The organism is Thiovibrio sp. JS02, from assembly GCF_053485635.1.
In genome coordinates this window covers 388,207-412,367 of the sequence record NZ_CM130715.1, presented here as the reverse complement: position 1 = coordinate 412,367, position 24,161 = coordinate 388,207, and the positions used below count along the sequence as shown (strand labels likewise).

At 60.7% G+C, this 24,161-nt stretch carries 26 protein-coding genes and 1 tRNA gene; 18 read left to right on the top strand and 9 right to left on the bottom strand.

Annotation, left to right across the window (positions count from 1 at the left end):
* Positions 1-3: 3 nt before the first annotated feature.
* Positions 4-462: a tRNA adenosine(34) deaminase TadA gene (gene tadA / locus ACUUL3_RS02045; protein WP_448554101.1), complete on the bottom strand. Its 459-nt coding sequence runs from the start codon at positions 460-462 to the stop codon at positions 4-6.
* Positions 463-592: 130 nt separating this feature from the next.
* Positions 593-1,519 (bottom strand): NAD(P)/FAD-dependent oxidoreductase, encoded by a 927-nt coding sequence (locus ACUUL3_RS02040; protein WP_448554099.1) that lies wholly within the window; start codon positions 1,517-1,519, stop codon positions 593-595.
* 177 nt (positions 1,520-1,696) lie between these two features.
* Between ACUUL3_RS02040 and ACUUL3_RS02035 the strand changes: the two genes are divergently transcribed.
* The 10 genes from ACUUL3_RS02035 to ACUUL3_RS01990 all read left to right on the top strand — a co-directional run bounded on the left by ACUUL3_RS02035 (position 1,697) and on the right by ACUUL3_RS01990 (position 9,582).
* Entirely contained in the window at positions 1,697-4,957 is a 3,261-nt protein-coding gene (locus tag ACUUL3_RS02035; RefSeq protein ID WP_448554097.1) for a UvrD-helicase domain-containing protein, read from the top strand.
* An 8-nt stretch (positions 4,958-4,965) separates the two neighbouring features.
* Positions 4,966-5,478 carry a thioredoxin family protein gene (locus ACUUL3_RS02030; protein ID WP_448554095.1) on the top strand — a complete coding sequence of 171 codons (513 nt, stop codon included), beginning with the start codon at positions 4,966-4,968 and terminating at the stop codon, positions 5,476-5,478.
* 99 nt (positions 5,479-5,577) lie between these two features.
* Complete coding sequence (locus ACUUL3_RS02025) at positions 5,578-5,703, top strand: hypothetical protein (protein ID WP_448554093.1); 126 nt, start codon at positions 5,578-5,580, stop codon at positions 5,701-5,703.
* A 172-nt stretch (positions 5,704-5,875) separates the two neighbouring features.
* The gene (locus ACUUL3_RS02020; protein ID WP_448554091.1) at positions 5,876-6,262 is read left to right on the top strand and encodes an acyl-CoA thioesterase; all 387 of its coding nucleotides are present in this window, start codon (positions 5,876-5,878) and stop codon (positions 6,260-6,262) included.
* Between the two features lie 2 nt (positions 6,263-6,264).
* Positions 6,265-7,305, top strand: a complete 1,041-nt coding sequence (locus ACUUL3_RS02015; RefSeq protein WP_448554089.1) for a lipid A deacylase LpxR family protein — start codon at positions 6,265-6,267, stop codon at positions 7,303-7,305.
* Positions 7,306-7,532: 227 nt separating this feature from the next.
* Positions 7,533-7,871, top strand: a complete 339-nt coding sequence (locus ACUUL3_RS02010) for an inorganic pyrophosphatase Ppa (RefSeq protein WP_448554087.1) — start codon at positions 7,533-7,535, stop codon at positions 7,869-7,871.
* A 174-nt stretch (positions 7,872-8,045) separates the two neighbouring features.
* Entirely contained in the window at positions 8,046-8,492 is a 447-nt protein-coding gene (locus ACUUL3_RS02005) for a universal stress protein (protein ID WP_448554085.1), read from the top strand.
* 36 nt (positions 8,493-8,528) lie between these two features.
* Entirely contained in the window at positions 8,529-8,708 is a 180-nt protein-coding gene (locus ACUUL3_RS02000) for a Rho termination factor N-terminal domain-containing protein (RefSeq protein WP_448554083.1), read from the top strand.
* A gap of 148 nt (positions 8,709-8,856) precedes the next feature.
* Positions 8,857-9,153 carry a DUF6763 family protein gene (locus ACUUL3_RS01995; protein WP_448554081.1) on the top strand — a complete coding sequence of 99 codons (297 nt, stop codon included), beginning with the start codon at positions 8,857-8,859 and terminating at the stop codon, positions 9,151-9,153.
* Between the two features lie 66 nt (positions 9,154-9,219).
* Positions 9,220-9,582, top strand: a complete 363-nt coding sequence (locus ACUUL3_RS01990) for a hypothetical protein (protein ID WP_448554079.1) — start codon at positions 9,220-9,222, stop codon at positions 9,580-9,582.
* Between the two features lie 46 nt (positions 9,583-9,628).
* On the opposite strand, the gene ACUUL3_RS01985 is transcribed toward ACUUL3_RS01990, so the two are convergent.
* The 5 genes from ACUUL3_RS01985 to tilS form a co-directional block, all read right to left on the bottom strand.
* The gene (locus tag ACUUL3_RS01985) at positions 9,629-10,033 is read right to left on the bottom strand and encodes a response regulator (protein WP_448554077.1); all 405 of its coding nucleotides are present in this window, start codon (positions 10,031-10,033) and stop codon (positions 9,629-9,631) included.
* Between the two features lie 315 nt (positions 10,034-10,348).
* Positions 10,349-10,561 carry a cold-shock protein gene (locus ACUUL3_RS01980; protein ID WP_448554075.1) on the bottom strand — a complete coding sequence of 71 codons (213 nt, stop codon included), beginning with the start codon at positions 10,559-10,561 and terminating at the stop codon, positions 10,349-10,351.
* Between the two features lie 209 nt (positions 10,562-10,770).
* Positions 10,771-11,793 (bottom strand): UDP-glucose 4-epimerase GalE, encoded by a 1,023-nt coding sequence (gene galE / locus ACUUL3_RS01975; RefSeq protein WP_448554073.1) that lies wholly within the window; start codon positions 11,791-11,793, stop codon positions 10,771-10,773.
* Positions 11,794-12,004: 211 nt separating this feature from the next.
* A tRNA-Arg gene (locus tag ACUUL3_RS01970) sits at positions 12,005-12,081 on the bottom strand.
* Between the two features lie 70 nt (positions 12,082-12,151).
* Positions 12,152-13,576 carry a tRNA lysidine(34) synthetase TilS gene (tilS, locus tag ACUUL3_RS01965; RefSeq protein WP_448554071.1) on the bottom strand — a complete coding sequence of 475 codons (1,425 nt, stop codon included), beginning with the start codon at positions 13,574-13,576 and terminating at the stop codon, positions 12,152-12,154.
* A gap of 279 nt (positions 13,577-13,855) precedes the next feature.
* On the opposite strand from tilS, the gene galU reads away from it, so the two are divergent.
* The 8 genes from galU (at position 13,856) to ACUUL3_RS01925 (ending at position 22,137) form a co-directional block, all read left to right on the top strand.
* Positions 13,856-14,725: a UTP--glucose-1-phosphate uridylyltransferase GalU gene (gene galU / locus ACUUL3_RS01960; RefSeq protein ID WP_448554069.1), complete on the top strand. Its 870-nt coding sequence runs from the start codon at positions 13,856-13,858 to the stop codon at positions 14,723-14,725.
* Positions 14,726-14,818: 93 nt separating this feature from the next.
* Positions 14,819-17,266, top strand: a complete 2,448-nt coding sequence (priA, locus tag ACUUL3_RS01955; protein WP_448554068.1) for a replication restart helicase PriA — start codon at positions 14,819-14,821, stop codon at positions 17,264-17,266.
* Between the two features lie 77 nt (positions 17,267-17,343).
* Positions 17,344-17,865 (top strand): peptide deformylase, encoded by a 522-nt coding sequence (def, locus tag ACUUL3_RS01950; RefSeq protein ID WP_448554066.1) that lies wholly within the window; start codon positions 17,344-17,346, stop codon positions 17,863-17,865.
* On the top strand, positions 17,866-18,816 hold the full coding sequence (gene fmt, locus ACUUL3_RS01945; protein ID WP_448554064.1) for a methionyl-tRNA formyltransferase: 951 nt from the start codon (positions 17,866-17,868) through the stop codon (positions 18,814-18,816).
* Positions 18,813-19,568, top strand: a complete 756-nt coding sequence (locus ACUUL3_RS01940) for a TVP38/TMEM64 family protein (RefSeq protein WP_448554062.1) — start codon at positions 18,813-18,815, stop codon at positions 19,566-19,568. Before fmt ends, ACUUL3_RS01940 begins: the two co-directional genes overlap by 4 nt.
* The gene (gene larC, locus ACUUL3_RS01935) at positions 19,561-20,754 is read left to right on the top strand and encodes a nickel pincer cofactor biosynthesis protein LarC (RefSeq protein WP_448554060.1); all 1,194 of its coding nucleotides are present in this window, start codon (positions 19,561-19,563) and stop codon (positions 20,752-20,754) included. The genes ACUUL3_RS01940 and larC overlap by 8 nt, the downstream gene beginning before the upstream one ends.
* 1 nt (position 20,755) lies before the next feature.
* Positions 20,756-21,217 carry a phosphatidylglycerophosphatase A family protein gene (locus tag ACUUL3_RS01930; protein ID WP_448554058.1) on the top strand — a complete coding sequence of 154 codons (462 nt, stop codon included), beginning with the start codon at positions 20,756-20,758 and terminating at the stop codon, positions 21,215-21,217.
* Positions 21,218-21,489: 272 nt separating this feature from the next.
* A complete protein-coding gene (locus tag ACUUL3_RS01925; protein ID WP_448554057.1) occupies positions 21,490-22,137 on the top strand; it encodes a PEP-CTERM sorting domain-containing protein in 648 nt (215 codons plus the stop codon).
* A gap of 102 nt (positions 22,138-22,239) precedes the next feature.
* On the opposite strand, the gene rtcA is transcribed toward ACUUL3_RS01925, so the two are convergent.
* Positions 22,240-23,286: an RNA 3'-terminal phosphate cyclase gene (rtcA, locus tag ACUUL3_RS01920; protein ID WP_448554055.1), complete on the bottom strand. Its 1,047-nt coding sequence runs from the start codon at positions 23,284-23,286 to the stop codon at positions 22,240-22,242.
* A 22-nt stretch (positions 23,287-23,308) separates the two neighbouring features.
* Positions 23,309-24,028 (bottom strand): orotidine-5'-phosphate decarboxylase, encoded by a 720-nt coding sequence (pyrF, locus tag ACUUL3_RS01915; protein ID WP_448554053.1) that lies wholly within the window; start codon positions 24,026-24,028, stop codon positions 23,309-23,311.
* Between the last annotated feature and the right edge of the window lie 133 nt (positions 24,029-24,161).

The window sequence follows — 24,161 nt, the reverse complement described above, 5'->3', positions numbered from 1 at the left end:
AGACTATGCCCCTCTTCTTTCCTTAAAGAAATCGCGCAGCAGCCTGGCGCTCTCTTCGGCCAGCAGCCCGCCCGACACCTGCAGCTGATGGTTCAGCCGGCTGTCCTGGCCCACCTGAAAGAGGGAGATCACCCCGCCGGCTTTCGGATCAAGAGCTCCGTAGACCAGGCGCTGCACCCTGGCGTGCACCAGGGCGCCGGCGCACATCACGCAGGGCTCCAGGCTCACATAGAGTGTGGTGCCAGGCAGGCGGTAATTGCCGCGCAGGATGCCCGCCTTCCGCAGGACCAGCATCTCGGCATGCGCGCTCGGATCACAGAGCTCGATGCTGCGGTTGCCGTCCCGGGCCAGAATATGCCCCTCCCCGTCGACAAGCGCGGCGCCGATGGGGACCTCGCCTCGCGCCGCTGCCTGGCGCGCCTCGGCAAGGGCGATGGTCATGAAATGTTCCTCAGCGTCCATGGACAGGGAGTAGCCTATATAGCAAAGAGTTAAAAAAGATGCAACAGCTCAATGACAAGTAACGGCTTAAAAGTCCCGGAGCGCCGCGCGGCCGCCGATCGTTCAGCCGTTGCTCGCCAGCCGCCACCGTTCACCCGGCGCCGCCTTCCGTTCGCTTCTGCTTGTTGGCGTGGTTTGCGGCCTCCCAGCCGGCCACGCAACCCTCGCCCACCGCCTTGGCCATCTGCCAGGGCGGTCCGGCAATGTCACCGGCCGCGTAGATGCCGACAATGTTCGTCTCCTGCCGCTTGTTGGTATCGATGTAGGAAAAGGTTTCCATGTCGAGCATGACCCCGAGATTGGTGGCCAGCTCCATGGCGCCCTTGGCGCCCAGCTCGACAAAGACCCCCTCCACGGGCAGGATTTCTCCGTTTTCAAGCAAAATCCCGCTCACCGCATTGTCGCCAAGGATCTCCTTGACCCAGTCCCCACTGTGGACCAGAACGGGACTGGCGGCCAGCTTGTCGGAAAGCCCGGAGGTCACGGAAAGTTCCCGGCAGATCAGATGCACCTCCGAGGCATATTTGGTCAGGGTCAGCGCCCCATCCACGGCGGCGGATTCGTTGCCCACCACCGCCACCTTGGCATTGCGGTAAAAATTGGCGTCGCAATCCACGCAGTAGCTCACCCCGCGGCCGGAAAGCTCCTTTTCCCCCTTGACCTTGAGTTTTTTCCGGGAGGTGCCGGTGGCGAGGATCAGGGTCCGCGCCGTCACCACTCGGCCACTCTCCGCCTTTACCAGGAAAAGCTCTCCTTCCTGCTCGATATGCAGGACATCTTCCGCCCACGCCTCGGCGCCGAAGCGGGTGGCCTGGGCAAGGGCGACCTGCATCATCTCCGCCCCCTCGCTCACCCCGTCCACGCAAAGATAATTCTCGACATGGGCCCGATAGATGCTGCTGTTCTCGAGTTTCCCCAGGACGAGCACCGACGCCTTTTTCCGCACCGCGTGGACGGCGGCCTGCAATCCGGCAGGACCGGCCCCGACAATCACCACATCTCTTATCTGCTCAACCATTTTTTATCTTCCTCCTGCTGCAGGGTCCATGACGACAAAGGGAAAGTATAGCGAATTTTCCAGCCAAGCACCATCCCTTTTCCTAGAGCAAATAAGCCGTGGACAGAGTGCGGGAAAGGTTTTAAGATCACCCCTGGCGAAACCGCTGCCATTACGCATTGATACCATTCTGGAATAATGAAATATATCGCTGACCTCCATATCCATTCTCCCTTTTCGCGGGCGACCAGCAAAACAAGCGACTTACACGGCCTGTTCGCCTGGTCCAGGGTCAAGGGCATCCAGGTGGTTGGCACCGGCGACTTCACCCATCCCGGCTGGCTCCAGCAACTCAAGGAACTCCTGGTTCCGGCGGAGCCGGGTTTCCATCGGCTGAAAAACGAGAATATCCCGCCTGCCCTGCCCGGCACCATGCCGGAAGCCGTCGATACCCGCTTTATCCTCACCGCCGAGATCAGCAGCATCTACAAGCGGCACGGCCATGTGCGCAAGGTGCACAATATCCTTTATGTCCCTGATTTCGCCTCGGTGGAGCGGCTCAACCGCAAGTTCGCCGGCATCGGCAATATCGAATCAGACGGCAGACCCATCCTGGGCCTTGACTCGCGGGATCTCCTCGAAATCCTGCTTTCCGAGGCGCCGGAAGGCTTTCTGGTTCCGGCCCACATCTGGACGCCGTGGTTTTCCCTGTTCGGCTCAAAATCAGGATTCAACAGCGTGGAAGAGTGCTACGGCGATCTTTCCGCGCACATCTTCGCCATGGAAACCGGCCTTTCCTCTGATCCCGAAATGAACCGGCGCATCTCGGCCCTGGACCGCTTTGCCCTGATCTCCAACTCCGACTGCCACTCCCCGGGCAAGCTGGGCCGGGAAGCCAATATCCTCAATACCGAGTTCAGCTACTTCGGCCTGCGGGAAGCCCTGAAGGCCCCTAATTCCGGCGGGTTTTCCGCAACCGTCGAGTTTTACCCGGAGGAGGGCAAGTACCACTGCGACGGCCACCGCAAATGCCAGGTCTGCCTGGAACCGGCGGAAACCAGGAAACTCAAGGAGCTTTGCCCGGTCTGCGGCCGGCCGCTGACGGTCGGGGTTCTGCACCGGGTCATGGAGCTGGCGGACCGCGACGAGCCCTGCTTTCCGGCCGGCGCCCCCAAGGTGCACAGCCTGATCCCGCTGGCCGAGGTGCTGGGGGAGATCCTGGACGCCGGCCCGAACACCAAGGGGGTCATGGCGCAATACGCCAATGCCATCGCCCGCTTCGGCTCGGAGTTCAACCTGCTCCTCAATGCCCCCCTTGAGGAAATCCGACAACACTCTCCGGTGTTAGGCGAGGCAGTGGCGCGGATCCGCGGCGGGCAGGTGATCCGTCAGCCCGGCTATGACGGCGAATTCGGCATCATCAAGGTGTTCACCGACGGAGAACGCGCGCAACTGGCGGGCCAGATCAGCCTTTTCGCCGGCAGGCAAAGGGGACGGCGGAAGGATTCCGACAAAGAAAACCCGCGTCTACTGGCGGAGCGCAGGCCCTTGCCCGCTTCCCCTGCACAGGAAGCAAGGGAAATCAATGCGGAACAGAAGGCCGCCCTCGCCAGCACGACGGAAAAGATCCTGGTGGCCGCCGGCCCTGGCACGGGCAAGACCTTCACCCTGGTGGCCAGGATTGAACACCTGCTCAACACGGCAGAGGCCAGGGCCGAAGAGATGGTGGCCATCACCTTTACCAATCGGGCGGCCAGGGAACTGCGCGAACGCCTGGGACGGGATGTGGGCCCGGCGGCCGAGGCCATCTTTGTCGGCACCTTCCATCGCTTCTGCCTGGAGTGGCTTCGCGGGGAAGATTCCGATCTTGCCGTGCTGGAGGATGCGGCGCGGGACCTTTACATCCGCAAGACCTTTCCGGAGCTTGCCAGGGCGGAACAACACCTTCTGGCCAAGGAGATTGCAGGCCACCTCGACCGGCTGAACCGCGAGCCGGCGTCCGATTCCGCCTCCCTGTCGCCCCCGCTGCGCCGCTATCTCGCCTCCCTTAACGAAAACAGCCTCATCGAGCTGGATCAGGTGGTCCCCGCCTTGGTTGCGCGCCTGAAAAAGGATGCTGATTTCTTCGCACGGGTGAGCGAAACCGTCCGTTACCTTTTCGTGGATGAATTTCAGGATCTCAACCTGCCCCAGTACGAACTGGTTCTCCTGCTCGGGAAAAAGGCCGGCGTCTTTGCCATCGGCGACCCCAATCAGGCCATTTACGGATTCAGGGGCAGCAACCTCCTCTTTTTTCAGAAGTTCAAGGAAATTCCGGGAGTCACCACCCTGGCCCTGATCCGCAATTACCGATCCGCTCCGGCCATCATCGACGGAGCCGCCTCTCTCATCCGCCACAACCGTTCAAGCGGCGACACGCAACTCCTCGCCCAAAGCCGACTCGAAACCAGGATCGAATGGCACACGGCATCGAGCGCGGCCGCCGAAGCGGAATTCATTGTGCGCCGCATCGAGGAGAGCATGGGCGGCATCAGCAGTTTTTCCCTCAACTCGGGCCGCGGCGGCGACCACACCAATGCGAGGAGCTTCGCCGATTTCGCAGTTCTCTTCCGCTTGAGCCAGGTGGCCGACGCCATCGGCGATGCCCTGCACAAGAGGGGCATCCCCTTCCAGCTGGTCGGCGCCACCCCCTATTACATGCAGGCGGGGCTCAAACCCGCCTATAACTTTCTGCAGGCGAGCAGCGAAGAGGCGACCCTGCCGGAATATCTGGCGCTGCTCAAAGGGTTGCCCGGCCTGGGCGAAGCGACCCTCGCGCTTCTCGAAAAGAGCCTGCCCCTGCGCTCCCCTGACTTTTCCAGTGCTGCCGCCCGGATCCCGCTTGCTTCCGGAGCCGCGGCCGCCATCGAGAAAATCGGCCGGATGATCCGCGAATTCAGGGAAAACGCCGGCAAGGCCCCGGCCCTTTCCCTGAGCCACGCCATGCGCGAAATCAACATCGACCCGGAAACGCCGGAAGCCAAACGCCTCCTCGCCCTGGCCGGCGCCTTCGGCGGCAACCTTGCCAGCCTGCGCGAGCATCTCAGGCAGAGCGCCCAGGCCACCGTCTACGACGCCCGCGCCGAGGCGGTCTCCCTCATGACCATGCATGCCGCCAAGGGATTGGAATTTCCGGTGGTCTTCCTGGCCGGGCTTGAGGAGGAGATCATCCCCTGCACCATTGCCAACCTGAAATGCGATATCGAGGAGGAACGGCGCCTTTTCTACGTGGCCATGACCCGGGCCAAGGAGAACCTGATTCTGACCAATGCGGCAAGCCGCATCATCTTCAACCGGATTGCCGGCCAGCGGGCCTCCCGCTTCATCCAGGAGATTCCCGTCTCCCTGCTCAAGAAAATCGCCCCGCCCGCCGCAGGCAAAAAAAAGCCGTCCGGCAACGGGCAGCTGAAACTTTTTTAGACAGAGCCATGCAGCCCGGCGACAATGACATCCCCCCCCCACGCACCATAAAGGTAGGCGCGGCCAGCGTCGGCCTGATCGGCCTTGACCCTGCCCTGAACAGGGCCATATCCGACCAACTGCCCGAGGAGGCTGCCGTCGATTTTCTCCTCCAGGAAGTGCGCCGGCAAAACTATATCCCGGCCTCGGCTGAAGAAAGCTACCGCGAGGCGTTGCTTTCCGAATACCAGCGCCGGCTCGGCAGGAAAACCGCCGGCCCTGGAACCCTCACCATCCGGGTGCTGGGTTCCGGTTGCGTCACCTGCAACAAGCTGAGTGCCATGCTCTTTGAGGCTTTGCAGAAATCCAATCTCGCGGCCGACATGGAGTCGGTCCACGATCTTGATGAAATCTGGCGCTTCGGGGTGACGAAGACGCCTGCGCTGATCATCAACAACCGGGTCAAATGCGCGGGCCGCATGCCCACCCTTTCCGAAGTGGAGGAGTGGGTGAGACAAGAGGCAGGGGAAGAGAAAAAATAATTTACCGCTTGAAAAAGAATGTAAAATTTATAAGCTGAAAATGCGTCGAGGGGCGAACCCGGCCGCCACTGCCAACAATTCATCAGAGAGGATTATCCCATGAGTGGACATGACCATCATCACGACGACCCGCACGGCTACGGACACGACGAACCGGAAGTCGCCGCCAAGGTAGGCATTATTTTTCTTTGCGTTGTTGCCGCGCTTTATTTGATTTCCCTGTAAAATAGAAGGCCGGCGGGCTTGCGGCGGGCTTTCCCGCCGCAAGCCCGCCAAGGCCACTCACCAGGACCAGCCTCGCGCTTGCTCTTGCGCTTTGCGGCACCCTTCCTGTTTTTCTTCCCCGGGGCGGACAAGTCGTGTTCGCGCCTATCCAGCGGATATCCACGAGGCAGCCATGACCAGCGAAGAAAAAATAACGGCTTCTGAAACCAGGATCACCAAGGCGGTCTTCCCCAACACCACCAACCATTACGCCACCCTCTTCGGCGGCACCGCCCTGCAATGGATGGACGAGGCCGCATTTATCACGGCAACCCGCTTCTGCCGGCAGAAGATGGTCACGGTCTGCTCGGACCGCATCGACTTCAAAACCCCGATTCCAGCGGGCACCTTCGTGGAACTGGTGGGCCGGGTGGTGAAGGTGGGCAACACAAGCCTGCAGGTCCGGGTAAGCGTCTATCTTGAGCGGATGTATGACGAGTACCGGGAAAAGGCGATTGAAGGGCTCTTCACCTTTGTCGCCATCAACGACGACATGCAGCCTGTCCCGGTGCGGAAATAGCCATGCCCCTCCTCCGCGCCCGCGCCCTCGCGACCCTGTCGGGACTAGCCTTCAGCCTGTGCTGTCTTTCCCCAACCACTCCGGCAATGGCCCAGGAAGAGACGGAGCTGCCCTGGACCGTGAACGTTTACTTTGAAAACGACCTCTTCACCGGCACGGATCGCGACTACACCAACGGCGTCAAGATCTCCCTCATTTCTCCGGACCTTTGCAGCTTTGTCGAGAGCGGCAAGCTGCCGGAGTGGAGCCTTGCCTACATCCACAGGCTGCCCTTTATCAACGACCCGGATCCCGCCCTGAAGCGCAAGGTCGAATTCTCCCTTGGCCAGAACATATACACCCCGGCCGACATTGCCCGGAGCGATCTGATCGTCGACGACCGCCCCTATGCCGGCTGGACCTACTTCGGCGCCGCCTTTCACACCAGAAGCCGGGCGCGCATGGATACCATCGAGCTGCAACTGGGCATGATCGGCCCCTGCTCCTTTGCCGATGAGACGCAAAAAGCCGTGCACGACCTGCGCGATCTGCAGCGGCCCAACGGTTGGGAATATCAGCTGAAAAACGAACCCGGCCTGGTGGCGATCTACGAACGGAAATGGCAGCTCTCGCCCTTCTTCGGCAGGGGCTCCTTTGCCATGGACGCCATCACCCACCTTGGCTGCGCCGTGGGCAACGTCGCCACCTATGCGAACACCGGTTTCGAAACCCGCCTCGGCTGGCATCTGCCCGATGATTTCGGGGTGAGCCTGATCCGGCCGGCCGGCAACACCCGTTTTTCCGCAAGGCAACAGCAGGGCGGCTATCTCTTTGCCGCCCTGAACAGCCGGGCCGTCCTCCAGGACATCTTCCTGGACGGCAACACCTTTGCCCACAGCCACAGCGTCAGCAAGAAACCCTTTGTCGCCGACCTGGCGGGCGGGGCTGCCCTCTACTTCAAGCAATTCAAGCTGACCTGGACCCAGGTGCTCCGGACCAGGGAATTCGAGGGCCAGCCGGACAACCACAGCTTCGGCTCAATCACCCTCTCCTTCTTTTTTTAGCCCTGCCCGCCGGAGCCACCTTTTTTCAAAGCGCAAAAGCGTTTCCCGCCCCGACGCCAGCGGTCGGACAAAAAGAAAATTAAAGTACAAAATCAATTAGTTACAACTTTTCAACCAGCCGGTTTTTTTTTTGATTCACAGCGCCAAGAATCTGTATAATATAAAAACAGAGTGGTTTGATTTCCTTATTACCCGACCCGCAATCCTTCAAGGTAAACGAGGCAGCTATGCCCCTCTCCAATTTTCCCCAGGCAACAATCCAGTTCGAAATCCAGACCTACCAGCGTCCCAAGGATGAGCAGCGGCTGCGGGACACGCACGTATCATTTTCCGGATCCCCCCAGAAACATCCTTACAGTTCCGAAAAGATCATCCTGGTGGTGGATCCGTACAGCACCAACACCTTTTACTACGAGTTCAGGACCGAAGATATCTCCTACGTGGAGGAACTCGCCAACATTGTCAATATGGATGGCGAGGTGATACCCATGGCCCGCGTCTGGGTGAAACGGAAAAGTGTCGCCGTGCGCAGCACCCCCTTTGTCGTGGAAAACACCATATTGTGACAACCGCCGGTTTTTTTAGCCACCGGCGCCGGAAAGGGCATCAATACCCTTTCCCTGTCTTCACAGGATTTGCAAACACCACCCCGCCCCAGGCGTTGCCAGGGAGGGGGCTTCGCCGCTGATTCCGGCGAGGACGCATGACAACCATCATCTTTTCAGCAAGAGGGTGTACCCATGAATGATATCAAAAAAATCCTGGTCCCGACCGATTTCTCACGACAGACCAGCAAGGTGCTCCAGTCCGCCTGCATGATCGCCAGGAAGTTCGGCGCAGCCATCCATGTGATTTTTGTGGTGGAAAGCCTTGATGCATACGCAGGTTTCGCCGTGCCACATCTGCCCCTGGCCGACCTCGAAAAAGACCTCTTCACCCGGGCGGAAAAAAAGATGGATGAATTTATTGATGAGTACATGGAAAAAAACATCCAGCACATCGCCAGGGTGTTGACCGGCCCTCCCTCGGAAAAGATAGTCGCCTATGCCAGACAGGAAGGCTGCGACCTGATCATGATCGGCACCCAGAGCTGCCGGGGCGTCGACAAAACCCTGTTCGGCAGCGTGACGGATCGCGTCATCAAGACCGCGACCTGCCCGGTGCTCAGCATAAACCCCTGCGTATAAAGCAGCATCCGCCACCAAACTTCGGAGGATTTCCATATGAACATGAACGAAATAAAAGCAAAAGCCAAGGAATTGGGCATCAAAGTCGGCAAAATGAAAAAGGCCGACCTTATCCGTGCCATCCAAACCCAGGAAGGGAACTCTCCCTGCTACCAGACAGACCAGGCCCTCTGTAATCAGGAGAGTTGCAGCTGGCGCGACGATTGTCTGCCATAATTTTTTTCTCCGGGGCGGAACATTTCCCCGCCTTCCCTTTTCATTACATCATGGGGAGAAGTTCTGCATCTTGGCGCTTTGCCTGCGATCGGAGCAGGAAAGGTGCAGTTTTCCTTTTTTCCATCACCAGACCTCTTGAGGGAAAACGATGCCGGCAAATTCTGGGCCCATTGAAGGCAACTGGTACGAAATCATCGAAACAGGCGAATGCTTCTTCGTTGTCACCGTCGATGAAGAGGAAGGCGTTCTTGAAATTCAGTACGAGGATGGCGTAACCGAGGAGCTGGACCTGGATGCCTGGGACGAAATGGATCTGGAATCCATCGAGGCGCCGGAAGATTACCTGGGCGATCTTGACGAACTCGAGGAGCTGGACGAGGAGTCATTCCAGCGGGAAGACTCGGGAGAGGATTGGGGAGAGGCCATGCCGGAACCGGAAGAGTAATGCTTTTGGCTATGGGGGAATGCCCCATATGGATTGTAGTGCAAGCTTTAGACAGGAGGATTTTTGATGACCAGACAACTTTCATTCAGCAAGTACGAAAATCAAACCCTTCCCGGCTTCAGAGACAAGACCAACCTGGCCAAATCCCCGGAGGACATCAAAAAATTTTTCGGCTATACGACGAGGACGCTGCTCGACAATATCTTTGCCGGAAAGATGACCTTTGACCATACCGACATTGTTCTCGATGATGCGGCGGAACCCTATTACGCGGTGAGCGAACGGCTTTTATCTTCTGAAGAATTCACGGAGATCTGGCGCACTTCCGACCTGCCCCACGTCACCGGACGGTTGGCCAAGACCGCGATGAACCGCTACAAACATCTCCTCAAGCATCCGGAAAAAACAAACTCCAAAATCCGCATGTAGCATCCGTAATCAGGGCGAGGGAGCTTTCCTTCGCCCCCTCCCCTGCTCAAGCGGCAGGTTTTTCCAGCCTGAAGACCTTTTCGATGCTTTCCCGCAGATCATCCTTGGTAAACGGCTTGACCACATAATCACTCACCTTGGCCTGAATGGCCTCCAGGATGAGGTGCGGCTGCGCCTCGGCGGTAACCATGATAAAGGGGATATTTTTCGTGGCTTCATTCTGCCTGAGCCTGCGCAGGACCTCAATCCCGTGCATCACCCGCATACACCAGTCGGAAAGGACAAGGTCCACCTTCTCCTCGGCAAGGATGCGCAGGGCTTTTTCCCCATTGTCAGCCTCGAGGATATTGGCAATGCCCATGGTCAGAAGATGATTTTTGATGATCCGCCGCATGACCAGCGAATCGTCAACAACCAGCACCTTCAGATCGGGAGCAAGGTCCATTTGCATTCACGTTCCCTCGGCGGCCTGACGTCATCCCCTTGCCGGCCGCACCGCCCCTCTTTTCCCGGACACCAGATGCGGACTGCCAGGGGATGCCAGTTGCGGGAAGGATTCAAAATCTATTTGCCAGTATTTGCGGTTAAAAAAACCGGAGCATCCCTTTCCCGACACTCCGGGGGGGATAATGGCATGCATTCAAAACGAAAGATAGTTGCAAGCCAGGGGGAAAACCTGTGCCGGCGGGACCAGAAAATACAAAAAAATGCCCGGAGCAGTCATGCCCCAGGCCGTCTGGAAATCATCCGTTGCCTGGCCGGCGGTTCAGGGCATCACCACCACGTTTTCCGCCTGCATTCCTTTCTGCCCCTTCACCAGGTCAAACTCCACCTTTTGCCCCTCTTTCAAAGTCCGGTAGCCTTCGCCGACTATGCTGCGAAAATGGACAAAAACATCGGCCTCACCTTGTCTTTCGATAAAGCCATAGCCCTTGGCACCATCAAACCATTTTACGGTTCCAGTCGCACGGTCCGCCATACCCACAACTCCTTGAAAAGTTTTGCGGAAAATCCATCGCCAGGCAAAAGAGTCTCCTCCAGCCGCTTACGAAAACAGCGAAAGGAGATGCGCCAACTCCGCGCCGATATCACGCCGTTCAGCACACTAAATGATATTATGGAGAGAAAATGCGACGGGAACAAGTTTTTTCAATGCACGAACTCAAAAAGTTCCCTCCCTGGCTTCGCTCACCCCTTGCGGCCGTATCCTTCCGGGTTATTCTCCTGCCAGCGCCAATGGTCCCGGCACATCTCCTCAAGCCCCAGCTCGGCCTGCCAGCCCAGCGCATCGCGGGCCAGGGTCGGGTCTGCATAACAGGTGGCGATGTCTCCCGGCCGCCGGGCGGTGACGACATGGGGGACGGCGCGGCCGCTCGCCCGCGCGAAGGCGGCAACCATCTCAAGCACCGAGTAGCCGCGGCCGGTACCGAGGTTACAGAGCAGCAGACCCGGATTTTCGACGATTTTCCGCAGGGCATGCAGATGCCCCCTGGCGAGATCCACCACATGGATATAATCACGGACCCCGGTGCCGTCCGGAGTGGGATAATCTCCGCCGAAAACGGAAAGCTGCGCAAGGCGGCCCACGGCAACCTGGGCAATATAGGGCATGAGATTGTTGGGAATTCCGCTGGGATCCTCGCCGATCCTGCCGGAGGGATGGGCGCCCACCGGGTTGAAATAGCGGAGGATGACGACCTGCAGGGCCGGGTCGGCGACCCGGGCGTCCTGCAGGATCTGCTCGATCATCAGCTTGGTGCGCCCGTAAGGGTTGGTGGGTCGCACCGGAAAATCCTCCCGGATGGGTACGCTGTCAGGGTCGCCGTAGACGCAGGCTGAGGAGGAGAAGACGATCTGCTTCACCCCGTGGGCCGCCATGCACTCCAGGAGCACGAGGGTGCCGGTGAGATTGTTGTGGTAATAGCGCAGCGGCTCGGCGACACTCTCTCCCACCGCCTTAAGGCCGGCAAAATGGATCACCGCCGAGATGGGAAACTCGGCGAACACCTCCGCCAGGGCCGGCCGGTCGAGCAGATCAACGGCCCGCACCACCAAGGGCTTGCCGGTCAGCTCCCGAACCCGCGCCAACGCTTCGGGGTTTGCATTGACAAAGTTATCCACCACCACGATCTCGTAGCCGGCCTGCTGCAGTTCCACAATGGTATGCGAACCGATATAACCTGCCCCTCCGGTGACGAGTATGTATGCCATTCCCTTTCTCCTTGTTGTCGTGCAGCCGGAAACCCGCCCGCCTCGATAAAAATCATTCTTTGCTGAACTCATATTTTCGGCCAGCATACCCGTTTTCAGACAAGAGAGTCGAGGGATTTTCACCCTGCCAGGGAACCAAACGAAATCCGAATGGATCTGCGCAAAAAAAAAAGAGGGTCATGCGATCTGCATGACCCTCTAGTCTCTATAGTGGTGAGCGGAGCGGGATTCGAACCCACGACCTTTAGCTCCGGAGGCTAACGCTCTATCCAGCTGAGCTACCCGCCCACATTTTTCTCGGTGCAAACGAAACCCTAATTACCATGTATCCTCTTTTCAGTAAAGCCATTTTAATGGCTTACAGCGCCTGGATGCGCACGACGAGCACCCGCTTGCTCGCCTCGGTTGCCGCGCAACGCTGATCCGACCGCAGGCCGAGCAGGGCAACGATCCCTTCCCGATCGACAAGAACCGGGGTCTGCCTCCGCAGCGCGGCGGGAATTTTGTGATCGGTGAAAAAATCGCCAACCTTCTTATGTCCAGGCGCGCCCTGGGGCCTGAACCTGTCGCCGGGCAAAAAAGAGCGGACGCTCAGCGGCAGGACCAGGCTGTCTGCGTCCAGCCATTGAGCTTTCCGGCCCGAAGCCGAACGGTCCGTCGGCAGGCCTGCCACTTCTTCCACCACGATCTTCTTGCCGATGGCCTCGACGGGATATTCGCCCGGCCCTGGAACGTGCAGGAAAAAAGAGGGGGATTCCCGGACAAGCAGGTTGCCGCGGGCGGCGATCTTTCCCTGCGGATAGAAAAAAACAAGCCTCCCGCTTTCCCGCTGCGCCCGCAGCCCCCTGGCCAGATGCAAAAGAGCGCCCTCGCCGCCGGCCAGGGCCAGGTGCAGCAGCTGGCCGATCTTGGCAAACGATGGCCGGCATTCCATCTGCCAGCAGATTTTCTCAAGGATACGCCGCTGCAAAGCCAAGGGTTCGCCGGCAAAGGGAGGCAGGGCGAGGGTCGCGACAGGCGGCTCCCCTCCTGTTTCCGCAACCGTTGCCGCGTATGCCTGGTCGGTGAGCCTGACAAGCAACTCTTCCTCCGCGGCAAGAACGGCCGCTGTCCGCCGCAGGGATGCCTCAATGCCGGGATTGAAATGCTCTTTCAGATGGGGCAGAAGATCAAGCCTGACCCGGTTGCGGAGATAGACGCGTTCCCGGTTGGAGCTGTCCAGACAGTAAGGGATTCGGCAGGCGGCCAGGTAGCCAAGCAGCTCCTCTTTGGCAACGCCCAGGAGCGGCCGGATCACCAGGCCCGCCCGCATCGGCACCATTCCGGCCAGCCCCGCCCGGCCGGCGCCGCGGAGAAGCCTGAGGAGAATCTCCTCCGCCTGGTCGTCCGCGGTATGGGCCACGGCAATTTTGCTCGCGCCCTCCTTCACCGCCATTTCCGAAAAAAAGGCGTAGCGGAGGGTGCGGGCCGCATGCTCGACGGAAAGCCCCTCCTTCTCGGCAAAGGCCTTCACCGCCAGGGCGCGCGAGACATAAGGGCAGACAAGCCCCTCGGCGGCCGCCCGGACAAGCGCCGCCTCGGCCGAAGCCTCCCCGGGACGCAGGCCATGGTCCGCATGGGCCACGATCAGGGAAACGCTCAATTCTTCGGCAAGCCCGGCGAGGAGGTGGAGCAGGGCCATGGAATCCGGTCCGCCGGAGACGCCGACAAGACACCGCTCCCCGGCAACAAGCAGGTTTTGCGACCTGATGATTTTTTTGACCCTTCGTGCAAGAGGATGCATCCGATTCCGCTCTGAGCCCCGTATTTCCTACAAAGAACAGGTTGCCTTTGTTTTCGCGATCGTTCATACTATACACGAGCAGGCTGTTGAAAAACTCCTTTTTCGACGGCCTGGATGCGAACCAGGGCTGGACCGCCAATTTCTACAGGCGTAACTCACTGAAATTGCAAGAAGTCGTCAAGTCCACTCCCGCGATTTCGCGGCCGAAAAAGCCGGGACGGCGTTTTCAGCGCCATTTCAGAAATTTCCCAATAAAAATCAATTAACTATGAGATTGTCATGAAAGTACGCAGAGCCGTTATTCCCGTTGCCGGCAAAGGCACCCGCTTTCTGCCGGCCAGCAAGGCCATCCCCAAGGAAATGCTGACCATCGTCGACCGCCCCACCATCCAGTACATTGTCGAAGAGGTCGTCGCCTCCGGCATCGAGGAGATCGTTTTCGTCACCAGCCAGGGCAAATCCGCCATTGAAAACCATTTTGACTACGACTTCGAACTCGACACCCTGCTCAGACAGAAACACAAGGACGAGCTCTGCGAAGAGGTCTGCCATATCTCGAGCCTCATCGACATTGTCGCCGTGCGGCAGAAAAAACCCCTGGGCCTGGGCCATGCCATCTGGACCACCAGAAACGTGGTGGGCAACGAGCCCTTTCTCGTGCTGCTGGGCGACGATCTGGTCCTGAGCGACACCCCCTGCTGTCAGCAGATGCTTGATCTGTACAACGAGTTGCAGGGCCCCATCGTCGCCATCCAGAAGGTTCCCCTGGAGGAAACCAACCAGTACGGCATTGTCGAGGGGACCGCGGTGCGGGACCGGGTCTTCCGGGTGAACGGCATGGTGGAAAAACCGGCCCGCGGCACCACCACCTCCAACCTTGCCATCATCGGCCGCTACCTCCTGATGCCGGAAATCTTCGGGATGCTGGAGAAAACCGCGCCCGGACACGGCGGCGAGATCCAGCTCACCGACGCCCTGCTGGCCCTTTCCAAACAGCAGCCCATGTATGCCTATGAATTCAAGGGCAAACGCTTCGACGCCGGCGACAAACTCGGCTATCTCAAGGCCATTGTCGCCTTTGCCCTGCGCCATCCGGTGCTAGCCAAGGATTTCAAGAAACACATCAAGGAGGTCAGCGCCGACCTGTAGCCACCCCGGCAGGGGCGCGAAGCAACAGCAGGCGGAGAGACCCCTCATCCCGCAATAACCACCAGCTCCTTGGTCTTAAAAATAATCCCGCCCATGCCAGCCGCCCCCCCCTATCTCGAAGTTGCCGTTGCCGCCCCCCTGCCGCACACCCTCACCTACGCCGCCCCCGGAGAGCAAACGGTGCTGCGGCCAGGGCAACGGCTGCTGGTGCCGCTGGCCAACCGCCTGGTAACGGGGTATCTGCTCGCCCTGAGCGAAGAAAAGCCCGAGGCCCGCCTCAGGCCCGTTGCCGAGATTCTCGACGAGCAGCCGGTTTTCCCGGAAAACATGATCCCCTTCTTCCGCTGGGTGGCCCGCTATTACCACCACCCCATCGGCGAGGTGATCAAGGGCGCTCTGCCGGGCGGCCTCACCTCCCAGAGCGGCAGGCAACTCCTCCTCACCGAAAAAGGCTGGCGGCATTTCACCGAACAGAACCCGCGGGCCGGAGAGGAGCAGCCCTGGCTGGCCGAGCTGCTGCGCAAAAAACAACTTGGTCCGGCGGCCATGCGCAAACTCTGGCGGAGCAAGGAACGACGCCTCATCGAACAATGGGCCGCCCAGGGGTTGCTCGGCATCGAAGAGATGATCGCCGGCGAAAGCATCGGCCGGAAAACGGAAACCTGCGTCTTTCTCTCCCCTGGGCGGGATGGCGTCCAAGCCGACCTCAAGCCCTCGGAGCGGAAGACCCTCGAACTGGTCGTCGCAAGACAGGGGCCGCCAGGTCAGGGCATCCCCCGCCGGGAACTGGCCCGCCTTTACAGCGGGGCGAGAAAGGCTCTCCCCGGCCTTGCGGAGAAAGGCGTTCTTTTTTTGCGGGAACAGCCGGTTTACCGCGATCCCTTTGGCGAGACCCCGCCCTTTTTTCCGAAACCGGCGCAACTCTCCCCGGAGCAGGAAGAAGCCCTTGCCCGGCTCGTCCCGGCCATCGCTGAAAAAAAATATGCGCCCTTTCTTCTCCATGGCGTCACCGGCAGCGGCAAGACCGAGGTGTACCTGCGCGCCGCCGAATTCACCCTGGCCCAGGGCCGCGGCGTCCTGGTCCTGGTGCCGGAAATCGCCCTGGCCACCCAGCTCGAAGGCCATTTCCTCTCCCGCTTCGGCGCCAGGGTCGCCCTGCTGCACAGCGGCCTTTCCAAGGGCGAACGCTTCGACCAGTGGCAACGCACGCTTTCCGGCGAAGCGCAGATCGTGATCGGCGCCCGCTCCGCTGTGTTCGCGCCCCTGGCCGCGCCGGGACTGATCATTGTCGACGAGGAACACGACGGCGCCTATAAACAGGAAGACGGCCTGCGCTACCAGGGCCGGGATCTCGCCCTGCTGCGCGGCAACCAGACCGACGCCGTGGTCCTGCTCGGCTCCGCGACTCCGGCGATCACCAGCTACCAGCACGCCATCAGCGGCAAATACACCCTGCTCACCCTGAAAAACCGCATCGAAAACCGGCCCCTGCCCCAGGTGGAGATCGTCGACCTGCAGGCGGTGAACACCGTTTCCGGTCGGCCGCCTCTTTTTTCCCCGCAACTCAGGCAGGCCCTGCGCGAGACCCTGGCCAAGGGGGAGCAGAGCCTCGTCTTTTTAAACCGCCGCGGCTTTGCCAGCTGCATGCTTTGCGGCGACTGCGGCCAGGCCGTGCAGTGCCCCCACTGCCAGGTCAGCCTCACCATGCACAAGGGCCGCGGCGAACTCATCTGCCACTACTGCGGTCACAGCATCACCCGCAAAACGGTCTGCGGCAACTGCCGCTCCTCCAATCTGGTGGCGGTGGGCTTCGGCACCGAACGCATCGAGGAGGAGCTGACCGGTCTCTTTCCGGCCGCGCGCATCGCCCGCCTCGACCGGGACACCACGGCAAACCGCCGGGATTTCCTGCGGATCCTCAGGGCCGTGCATCAACGGGAGGTGGACATCCTGGTGGGCACCCAGATGATCACCAAGGGCCACCATTTCCCGCATGTCACCCTGGTGGGCATCGTCTGGGCCGACGCGGGCCTGGGCATCCCTGATTACAAGGCCGGGGAGCGTACCTTTCAACTCTTGAGCCAGGTCACGGGCCGGGCCGGCCGCGGCGAGCAGCCGGGCAAGGTCATCGTCCAGACCCACCAGCCCAGCCACTATTCCGTCACCACCGCCCGCGACCACGACTATGCCGGGCTTTTCAGCAAGGAGCTTTCCCTGCGCCAGGCCCTGGGCTACCCGCCCTTTTCCCGGATCATCAACCTGCTCCTTGAGGGCGAGCAGGAGGAAGCCGTTAAAAACCGGGCCTTTGCCCTGGCCGCCAAGGGCAAAAGTCTCGGCCGCCATCTGAGCCGCACCGCCATCCTCGGCCCCGCCCCCTCGCCCCTTGCCAGACTGCGCGGCCTGTTCCGCTGGCAGCTTCTCCTGAAAGGCGTGGAGCTTGAACAGCTGCACGGCCTCTGCGCAAGCCTTGAGCAGGAGCACGCTGGCCTGGGCGGGGCGGTGAAATTGTCGGTGGACGTTGATCCGGAAAATATGTTATAAAATTGTCTTTTCACACAGCCGTTACGCCCTCGAAAGTACCGCCGGCCGCGCGGAAAGCAGAATAAGGATACCCTCCCATGGCGCTGCGAGAAATTGTCAAATATCCATTCCCCGTTCTCAAGGAGATCGCCAAACCGGTGACACGGTTCGACGAAGAGCTGGAAAAGCTGGTGGCCGACATGGCGGAAACCATGTACGCGGCGCCGGGCGTCGGCCTCGCCGCCCCGCAGATCAACGTGCCGCTGCAGCTTTGCGTCATCGACATCTCCAGAAAGGACGAACCCAGGAACCTGATCGTGCTGGCCAACCCGAAAATCGTCAAGGGAGAAGGCCAGGAAAGCGATGAGGAGGGCTGTCTCTCGGTGCGGGAATATTCCACCAATGTGCCCCGCTTCACCAGAATCTGGGTCGAGGCCCAGGACATCAAGGGCGAGCCGTTGCACTTCGTGGCCGAGGATTTCTACGCCCGGGTGATCCAGCACGAACTCGACCATCTCAACGGCACCCTCTTCATCGACCGGATCAGCTCGCTCAAACGCGGCCTTTACAAGAAGAAGCTGAAAAAGATCCTCAAGGCCGAAGCGGAAAAGGGGGACTGAATGCCGAGCCAAGCGCCCTACCGGATCATCTTCATGGGCACTCCCGCCTTCGCGGTGCCTTCACTGCAAGCGCTTCTCTCGCAGGGAGAACAGGTGGTGGCCGTGGTCTGCCAACCCGACAAACCCAAGGGCCGCGGCCGGAAACTCAGCCCGCCGCCGGTGAAGGAAGTGGCCCTGGCCGCCGGCATCCCGGTGTTGCAACCCACCAAGATCCGCACCGAAGAATTCCACGAAGAGATGCGCTCCTTTCAGCCGGATCTCTTCGTGGTCGCCGCCTATGGCCGGATCCTGCCCGGCAGCCTGTTGAGCCTGCCGCCTCTGGGCACCATCAACGTCCATGGCTCCCTGCTCCCCAAGTACCGGGGCGCCGCCCCCATCCAATGGTCGATCTTAAACGGTGATGGCGAAACCGGTATCACCATCATGCAGATGGATGAAGGCATGGACACCGGCGATATTCTGCTGACAGGCGCCCTGGCCATTACCGGACAGGACACCGCCGGCAGCCTGGCCGTGAAGATGGCCGAGCTGGGCGGCAGTCTTCTCATCGAGGCACTGGCACGGCTCAAGGCCGGCAAGCTCCCTCCCCGGAAGCAGGAGGACGGCCTCGCCACCCTGGCCCCCCCCCTCTGCAAGCAGCAGAGCGAGATCGACTGGCAGCGACCTGCCGCGGCAATCAGCTGCCAGATCCGTGGACTCGACCCCTGGCCCATGGCCCACACCACCCTGGACGGCAAATGGTTGCGCCTCTTCAGCCCCGAGATCATCGCGGAAACCGTGCGCGAAGCGCCGGGCACCCTCTGCCGGGCCGACAAAAACGGCCTGCTCATCGCCACCGGCGAAAAGTACCTGCGCATAGGCGAGGTGCAGCTTGAGGGCGGCAAGCGCATGGGAGTCGACGCCTTCCTGCGGGGCAGGCCCCTTGCCGCCGGTCTCAGGTTTCCCACATGACCCGGTTCCTCAAAGGGAGGATCCTCTCCCTTGCCTTGATCGCCGCCGGCATTGCCGCCATGCTTCTCTACGCACAACAAGACGATTCCCTGCTCCACCAGCTCATCCCTGCCCTGAAAAATTCCCTGAACAAAGGCGCGGAACTGCGCGCCGCCATTCTCGACCAAGGCATTCTCGCGCCTCTGGTCTTCATCGGCCTTCAGATCCTGCAGGTGATCATCGCTCCCATCCCCGGCGAGGCGAGCGGTATTTTAGGCGGCTATATTTTTGGCGCCCTGCCGGGCTTCGTTTACTCCTCGCTGGGGCTGACCCTCGGTTCCTGGCTCGCCTTCGCGGTGGGCCGCCTGCTCAGCGACCTGATCCGCCGCAGGCTGGAACAGGCCAAAATCTATCAGCAGTTCAACCACCTGATTGCCAAAGGCGATTTCATCATCCCCTTTGTTCTCTTTCTCTTTCCGGGCTTTCCCAAGGACTCGCTTTCCTATCTGCTGGGCATGAGCCACATGCCGCTGCCGGTCTTTCTTTTCATTACCGCGGTGGGCCGCATGCCCGGAACCCTGATGCTCTCCTTTCAGGGCGCCGAGGTGTACCAGGGGAACTTCCTGCGGCTGGCGGTTCTGCTGCTCGTCTCGGCGCTCGTAGCCATCCCCTGCGCGGTGTATCGCAAGCAGATCCTGGCCTGGCTCAACCACTACAGCAGACGCACCTTTGCCGACACCTCCGACCAGAAGAAACGGGAAGACAATGAGTAAAGAGAACCGTATCGCCCATATCGACTGTTTTTCCGGAATCAGCGGCGACATGTTTCTGGGCGCCCTGCTCGACGCGGGACTTTCCGCCGAAAAACTCCAGCAGCAGCTGGACCGGCTCGATCTCGCCGGCTACGAGCTTTCCATTGAGAAAAAAGATTGCGGGGGCATCGCCGCCACCGCCCTGCGCGTCTCCTGCCGCGAACGCCACCCCCACCGCAACCTTGCCGATATCAGGAGAATCATCGAAGGCAGCGATCTGGCCCAGGGATGCAAGACCCAGGCTCTCGCCGTCTTTACCCTCCTTGCCGAAGCCGAGGCCAAGGTGCATGGCACCACCGCCGACCGGGTCCATTTCCATGAAGTGGGCGCCGTGGACGCCCTGATCGATATCGTCGGGGCAGCCATCGGACTTGCCACCCTCGAAATCGGCCGCCTTTCCTGCGCGCCTTTCCCCATGCCAAGCGGCTGGGTGGAATGCGCGCACGGCAGGCTGCCGCTGCCGGCGCCGGCAGTCTGCGAGCTGCTCAAAGGGGTGCCTGCCTACGGCGTTGACCTTGCGCAGGAGCTGGTCACCCCGACCGGGGCGGCCCTTGCCAAGGCCCTGGCCGCCGACTTCGGCCCCATGCCGGCCATGCGCATCGACTCGGTGGGTTACGGGGCCGGCAGCCGGGCCCTGGCCAACGGCCAGCCCAACCTCCTCCGCCTGCTGATCGGCACCCCGCTCGGGATAACGGAGGCACAGGAAGTCGAGGTCATGGAGACGCACCTTGACGACTGGGCGCCGGAAACCTATCCCTATCTCTGCGAACGGCTTTTTGCCTCGGGGGCACTGGACGTGGCGCTCATGCCAATCCAGATGAAAAAAGGGCGGCCGGGCTTTGCCCTCCGCGTGGTCTGCGCCCCTGCCGCGGCCCTGGCCCTGAAGGAATGCATTCTGACCGAGACGACGGCCATCGGCCTTCGCTTCCGGAGGGAACAACGGCTCACCCTGCCCCGGGAATCGGGCACGGTTCCCAGCCGGTGGGGGAAAATCCGGGTCAAAAAAATATCCGCCCCCAGCGGCGAAACCCTGACCCCGGAATATGAGGATTGCAAACGGCTGGCAACAGCGCACCACATCCCCCTCAAGGAGGTGTATGCCGAGGTTGCCCGCGCGCAGCTCACTGATTTCAGAAAGGAAGAATGAGATGGATCGCTTTTACATGGCCCTGGCCACCGGCTGCGGCGCCGGCTATCTGCCCAAGGCCCCCGGCACCTGGGGCTCGTTTCTCGCCCTGCCCCTGCACCTGCTGCTCATCCGGCTCTCGCCCACCCATTACGGCCTCGCCCTTGCGGCGATCTTTCTCCTGGCGGTGATCAGCGCCGGCCAGGCGGAAAAGATCCTCGACCGCAAAGATCCCGGCGTGGTGGTCATCGACGAGGTCATCGGCATGCTGGTCGCCCTGATCGGCGTTTCCGCCCGGCCCGTGCCCCTGATCATCGGCTTTTTGCTCTTCCGATTCTTCGACATCGTCAAGCCCTACCCCATCCGCCTCATCGACCGCCGCATCAACGGCGGCCTGGGCATCGTCCTGGACGATATTCTGGCCGGCATCTTCAGCCTCGTCGTCCTCAAGGGCTTCCTTGCCCTCTTCCCCCAGCTCGGCTGAAAAAGCTCGAAATCCCGCTCCCGATTTCCACCAAGGAAAACGACTTTCCGGAAAAAATTCCACTTTTCCGGAAAAACAGAGCCGCATTTCTCGCCCAATACGCCATCTTCTTTCCCGGCAAAACTCTAATAAGGCTGAATCATTTCGCTTTTTCCTTCTCCGCCATGGCAGCCGCAATGCGGCACAACTCTTGCTACTGTGAAGGCAGTGAGAAATGAGCAGAACAAATGCAGTGGTATTTCAGAAAACCCTTTGAGGGGGAGGAGCACCATATGAAAAGGAAACTCTCAACCATTATCGCAACCGCCCTGCTCTTGGGAATCGCCGGAACCGCCCAGGCCATCCCCTATGGATTCACCGTTGTCGAGGACAACTCTCCCCTGGATCCCAGCGCCCAGTTTCTGGTTGATGTGACAGACGGCGGCGGCGGCCTTACCCTGTTTAAATTCACCAACCAGGGAAATATCCTCACCACGATAACGGATATCTACTTCGACTGGGGAAATGAGGCTGCCCTGGCCTGGAGCGGTTACACTTCCACCGGCATCGTCAGCTTCAATCACACCGCGTCTCCGCCCGATCTCTCGGGCGGCACCAATATCGGCTTTACCGCGGACTGGTCAACCGATGCGGATGCCCCCACCGGCACGGGCGGCAACGGCATCGACAACTGGACGGGTGCCGGGACCCAGGATACCTTGACCATCGCCTTTACCGGCTCGGATTTCAACAGCATCCTGGCGGCGCTGAACAGTGAGGCCTACCGCATCGGACTGCATGTGCAGGGGTATGCCGACGGCGAAAGCGAAAGTTATGTGAGCGAGGGCGGCGAGCCGGTGCCGGAACCGGTGAGCATGCTCCTTTTCGGCACCGGCATTGCCGGGCTTGCCGGCGCGAGGCTGAGAAGAAAACAAAGCTAGTTTTCCCGCGCCAAGACGTAAAAAAAGGCAGGGCCGCGCCAACGGTCCTGCCTTTTTTATTCACCGCGCAGAGCGGAGAAAGCGGAAGACGCCGCCGCTGCGTCAGGCCTGCCGGGAAAAACCGATTCCGTGGATGCGGACATCTCCCGGGCCACCTTCCTTTCCCGCCCATTGATGGCAACAGCCGAGAATCCGTTCGACCACCCGCAGGTTGGTGAGCAGATGCCCGGAAACCCGGGAGGTGGTGAATTGGGACGGTCCGGTCGCCAAGGCGAGATAGGGGATGAGCTGATCGGCAAGATGAGGATCAAGACAGGCCTGTTCGCCAAGGTAGGACAGGAGTTCGACCCCGGCCTCCCTGGCCACCGCCTCCGCCGGCTTGCCTTTGGCCCCCAGGGCGGTGGCGCCGCCGACGCACGCCCCCTGCTCCGCTTTCAGGAAAACAAAGGTGCCGGCGCTTTTCGCCGCCACTTCGGAAACCTCTATTTCCGCGGTAAGCCGCTGGCCGGCAAGCAGATCCAGGGCGGCGTTCTTCTGCCGTTCGGCTATGGAAACCGGCAGCCTGGCCACTCCGCTGCTGCCGGTTATCCTGACGGGCGGCAAGGGCTGCAACCGGGCCAACGGAGCAAGAACGCGTACCGGCGCCACGAGAAGCTCCAGCCAGCCGCCGCCTTTGGGATAAAAACCGTAATGGCTGTTCGCCACCCGGGCATGAACCCCCAGCCGGCCAAGCATGGGCAGAAAGATCTCCGCAAAATAATGAAGGCTCGGGCTCCAGGGCACATGGGTGCCGCCACTCACCCTGACCACGGATGGACCATCGGCAAAGGCCAGGGCCGGGAGGATGGCCTGGAGAAGCAGGGTGACGGAACCGGCGCTGCCGATGGCAAAGGAATAGTTGCCCGCCTTGGCGGCCTGGGGCGCGAAGGTCAGCTCGCAACTCCCCAACTCGGCTCCCGTAAGCCGGGCATCACAGATCGCGGCCAGCGCCTTGACCCCGGCAAGATGCTGGGGTTTAAGCCCGGGGACGCCGCGGTGTTTTCTGATTCCATGGATGTGGAGGGGCTTGGCAAGGAGAGCGGCAAGGGCAAGGGAGGTCCGCAGCACCTGGCCGCCGCCCTCGCCCATGCTGCCGTCGATCTCGATCATGCCCGGCCTGAATCCGCGCCGGTCACGAGCCGGCCAGCCCCAGGGAGATATCCTGCTGCATGGCCTCGATCACCGCAAGGGGATCCGCGGCCTTGGCAATGGGCCGGCCGACCACCACATGATCGGCGCCGCTGCCGACGGCGCGGCCTGCGGTCATGATCCGGGTCTGGTCATCGGCGCTGTCCAGCACGTTGGCGCCGGGCCGGATGCCGGGGGTGACCAGCATCAGCCTGTCGCCAAGACCGGCGCGCAGTCGACCCGCCTCAAGGCCGGAGGAAACCACCCCGTCGCAGCCCAGCTCCAGGGCCCGCTTGGCCCGGTAATAGACGAGATCCTCGATGGACTGGGTCATGCCCATGGCGCGGAGGTCTTCTTCTCCGAAGCTGGTGAGCACGGTGACGGCAAGCAGCTTGACCTCGCCCTTTTCGGTCAGGGCGGCCCGGATGATGGGGTCGTTGCCGTGGATGGTGGCGAAGGTCACCCCATGTTCCCGGAGCTGGGCCACGGCCAGCTTCACGGTTTCCGGAATGTCGAAGAACTTGAGATCGAGCATCACCTTGTGGCCACGGTCCACCAGCCAGTCCACGGTATTGAACCAGTCGGCCATGAAAAGCTGCAGCCCCACCTTGTAAAAGGAAAGATGGGATTCGGTTTTTTTCACCAGCTCCCTGGCCTGCGCCGCTGTTTCCACATCAAGGGCCAGAATGATGCGCTCCTTGAGCGGGATATTCTTATGGGTCATCTGCTTCTCCGTATAAAAAAAAGCCTGTCGGCTCATCGCGATTGACTGGGAAAAAAGCAACGCCACGGCGCGGAGACACGACAATTGCCCCAGTTACGCGGAAGAACACCTTGCGCCGTTGCCGAAAAAAAGC

What these genes read in the sequence shown, in the direction of transcription:
- tadA (WP_448554101.1), bottom strand. Translation starts at nt 462, where the DNA reads ATGGACGCTGAGGAACATTTCATGACCATCGCCCTTGCCGAGGCGCGC.
- ACUUL3_RS02040 (WP_448554099.1), bottom strand. Translation starts at nt 1,519, where the DNA reads ATGGTTGAGCAGATAAGAGATGTGGTGATTGTCGGGGCCGGTCCTGCC.
- ACUUL3_RS02035 (WP_448554097.1), top strand. Translation starts at nt 1,697, where the DNA reads ATGAAATATATCGCTGACCTCCATATCCATTCTCCCTTTTCGCGGGCG.
- ACUUL3_RS02030 (WP_448554095.1), top strand. Translation starts at nt 4,966, where the DNA reads ATGCAGCCCGGCGACAATGACATCCCCCCCCCACGCACCATAAAGGTA.
- ACUUL3_RS02025 (WP_448554093.1), top strand. Translation starts at nt 5,578, where the DNA reads ATGAGTGGACATGACCATCATCACGACGACCCGCACGGCTACGGACAC.
- ACUUL3_RS02020 (WP_448554091.1), top strand. Translation starts at nt 5,876, where the DNA reads ATGACCAGCGAAGAAAAAATAACGGCTTCTGAAACCAGGATCACCAAG.
- ACUUL3_RS02015 (WP_448554089.1), top strand. Translation starts at nt 6,265, where the DNA reads ATGCCCCTCCTCCGCGCCCGCGCCCTCGCGACCCTGTCGGGACTAGCC.
- ACUUL3_RS02010 (WP_448554087.1), top strand. Translation starts at nt 7,533, where the DNA reads ATGCCCCTCTCCAATTTTCCCCAGGCAACAATCCAGTTCGAAATCCAG.
- ACUUL3_RS02005 (WP_448554085.1), top strand. Translation starts at nt 8,046, where the DNA reads ATGAATGATATCAAAAAAATCCTGGTCCCGACCGATTTCTCACGACAG.
- ACUUL3_RS02000 (WP_448554083.1), top strand. Translation starts at nt 8,529, where the DNA reads ATGAACATGAACGAAATAAAAGCAAAAGCCAAGGAATTGGGCATCAAA.
- ACUUL3_RS01995 (WP_448554081.1), top strand. Translation starts at nt 8,857, where the DNA reads ATGCCGGCAAATTCTGGGCCCATTGAAGGCAACTGGTACGAAATCATC.
- ACUUL3_RS01990 (WP_448554079.1), top strand. Translation starts at nt 9,220, where the DNA reads ATGACCAGACAACTTTCATTCAGCAAGTACGAAAATCAAACCCTTCCC.
- ACUUL3_RS01985 (WP_448554077.1), bottom strand. Translation starts at nt 10,033, where the DNA reads ATGCAAATGGACCTTGCTCCCGATCTGAAGGTGCTGGTTGTTGACGAT.
- ACUUL3_RS01980 (WP_448554075.1), bottom strand. Translation starts at nt 10,561, where the DNA reads ATGGCGGACCGTGCGACTGGAACCGTAAAATGGTTTGATGGTGCCAAG.
- galE (WP_448554073.1), bottom strand. Translation starts at nt 11,793, where the DNA reads ATGGCATACATACTCGTCACCGGAGGGGCAGGTTATATCGGTTCGCAT.
- tilS (WP_448554071.1), bottom strand. Translation starts at nt 13,576, where the DNA reads ATGCATCCTCTTGCACGAAGGGTCAAAAAAATCATCAGGTCGCAAAAC.
- galU (WP_448554069.1), top strand. Translation starts at nt 13,856, where the DNA reads ATGAAAGTACGCAGAGCCGTTATTCCCGTTGCCGGCAAAGGCACCCGC.
- priA (WP_448554068.1), top strand. Translation starts at nt 14,819, where the DNA reads ATGCCAGCCGCCCCCCCCTATCTCGAAGTTGCCGTTGCCGCCCCCCTG.
- def (WP_448554066.1), top strand. Translation starts at nt 17,344, where the DNA reads ATGGCGCTGCGAGAAATTGTCAAATATCCATTCCCCGTTCTCAAGGAG.
- fmt (WP_448554064.1), top strand. Translation starts at nt 17,866, where the DNA reads ATGCCGAGCCAAGCGCCCTACCGGATCATCTTCATGGGCACTCCCGCC.
- ACUUL3_RS01940 (WP_448554062.1), top strand. Translation starts at nt 18,813, where the DNA reads ATGACCCGGTTCCTCAAAGGGAGGATCCTCTCCCTTGCCTTGATCGCC.
- larC (WP_448554060.1), top strand. Translation starts at nt 19,561, where the DNA reads ATGAGTAAAGAGAACCGTATCGCCCATATCGACTGTTTTTCCGGAATC.
- ACUUL3_RS01930 (WP_448554058.1), top strand. Translation starts at nt 20,756, where the DNA reads ATGGATCGCTTTTACATGGCCCTGGCCACCGGCTGCGGCGCCGGCTAT.
- ACUUL3_RS01925 (WP_448554057.1), top strand. Translation starts at nt 21,490, where the DNA reads ATGAAAAGGAAACTCTCAACCATTATCGCAACCGCCCTGCTCTTGGGA.
- rtcA (WP_448554055.1), bottom strand. Translation starts at nt 23,286, where the DNA reads ATGATCGAGATCGACGGCAGCATGGGCGAGGGCGGCGGCCAGGTGCTG.
- pyrF (WP_448554053.1), bottom strand. Translation starts at nt 24,028, where the DNA reads ATGACCCATAAGAATATCCCGCTCAAGGAGCGCATCATTCTGGCCCTT.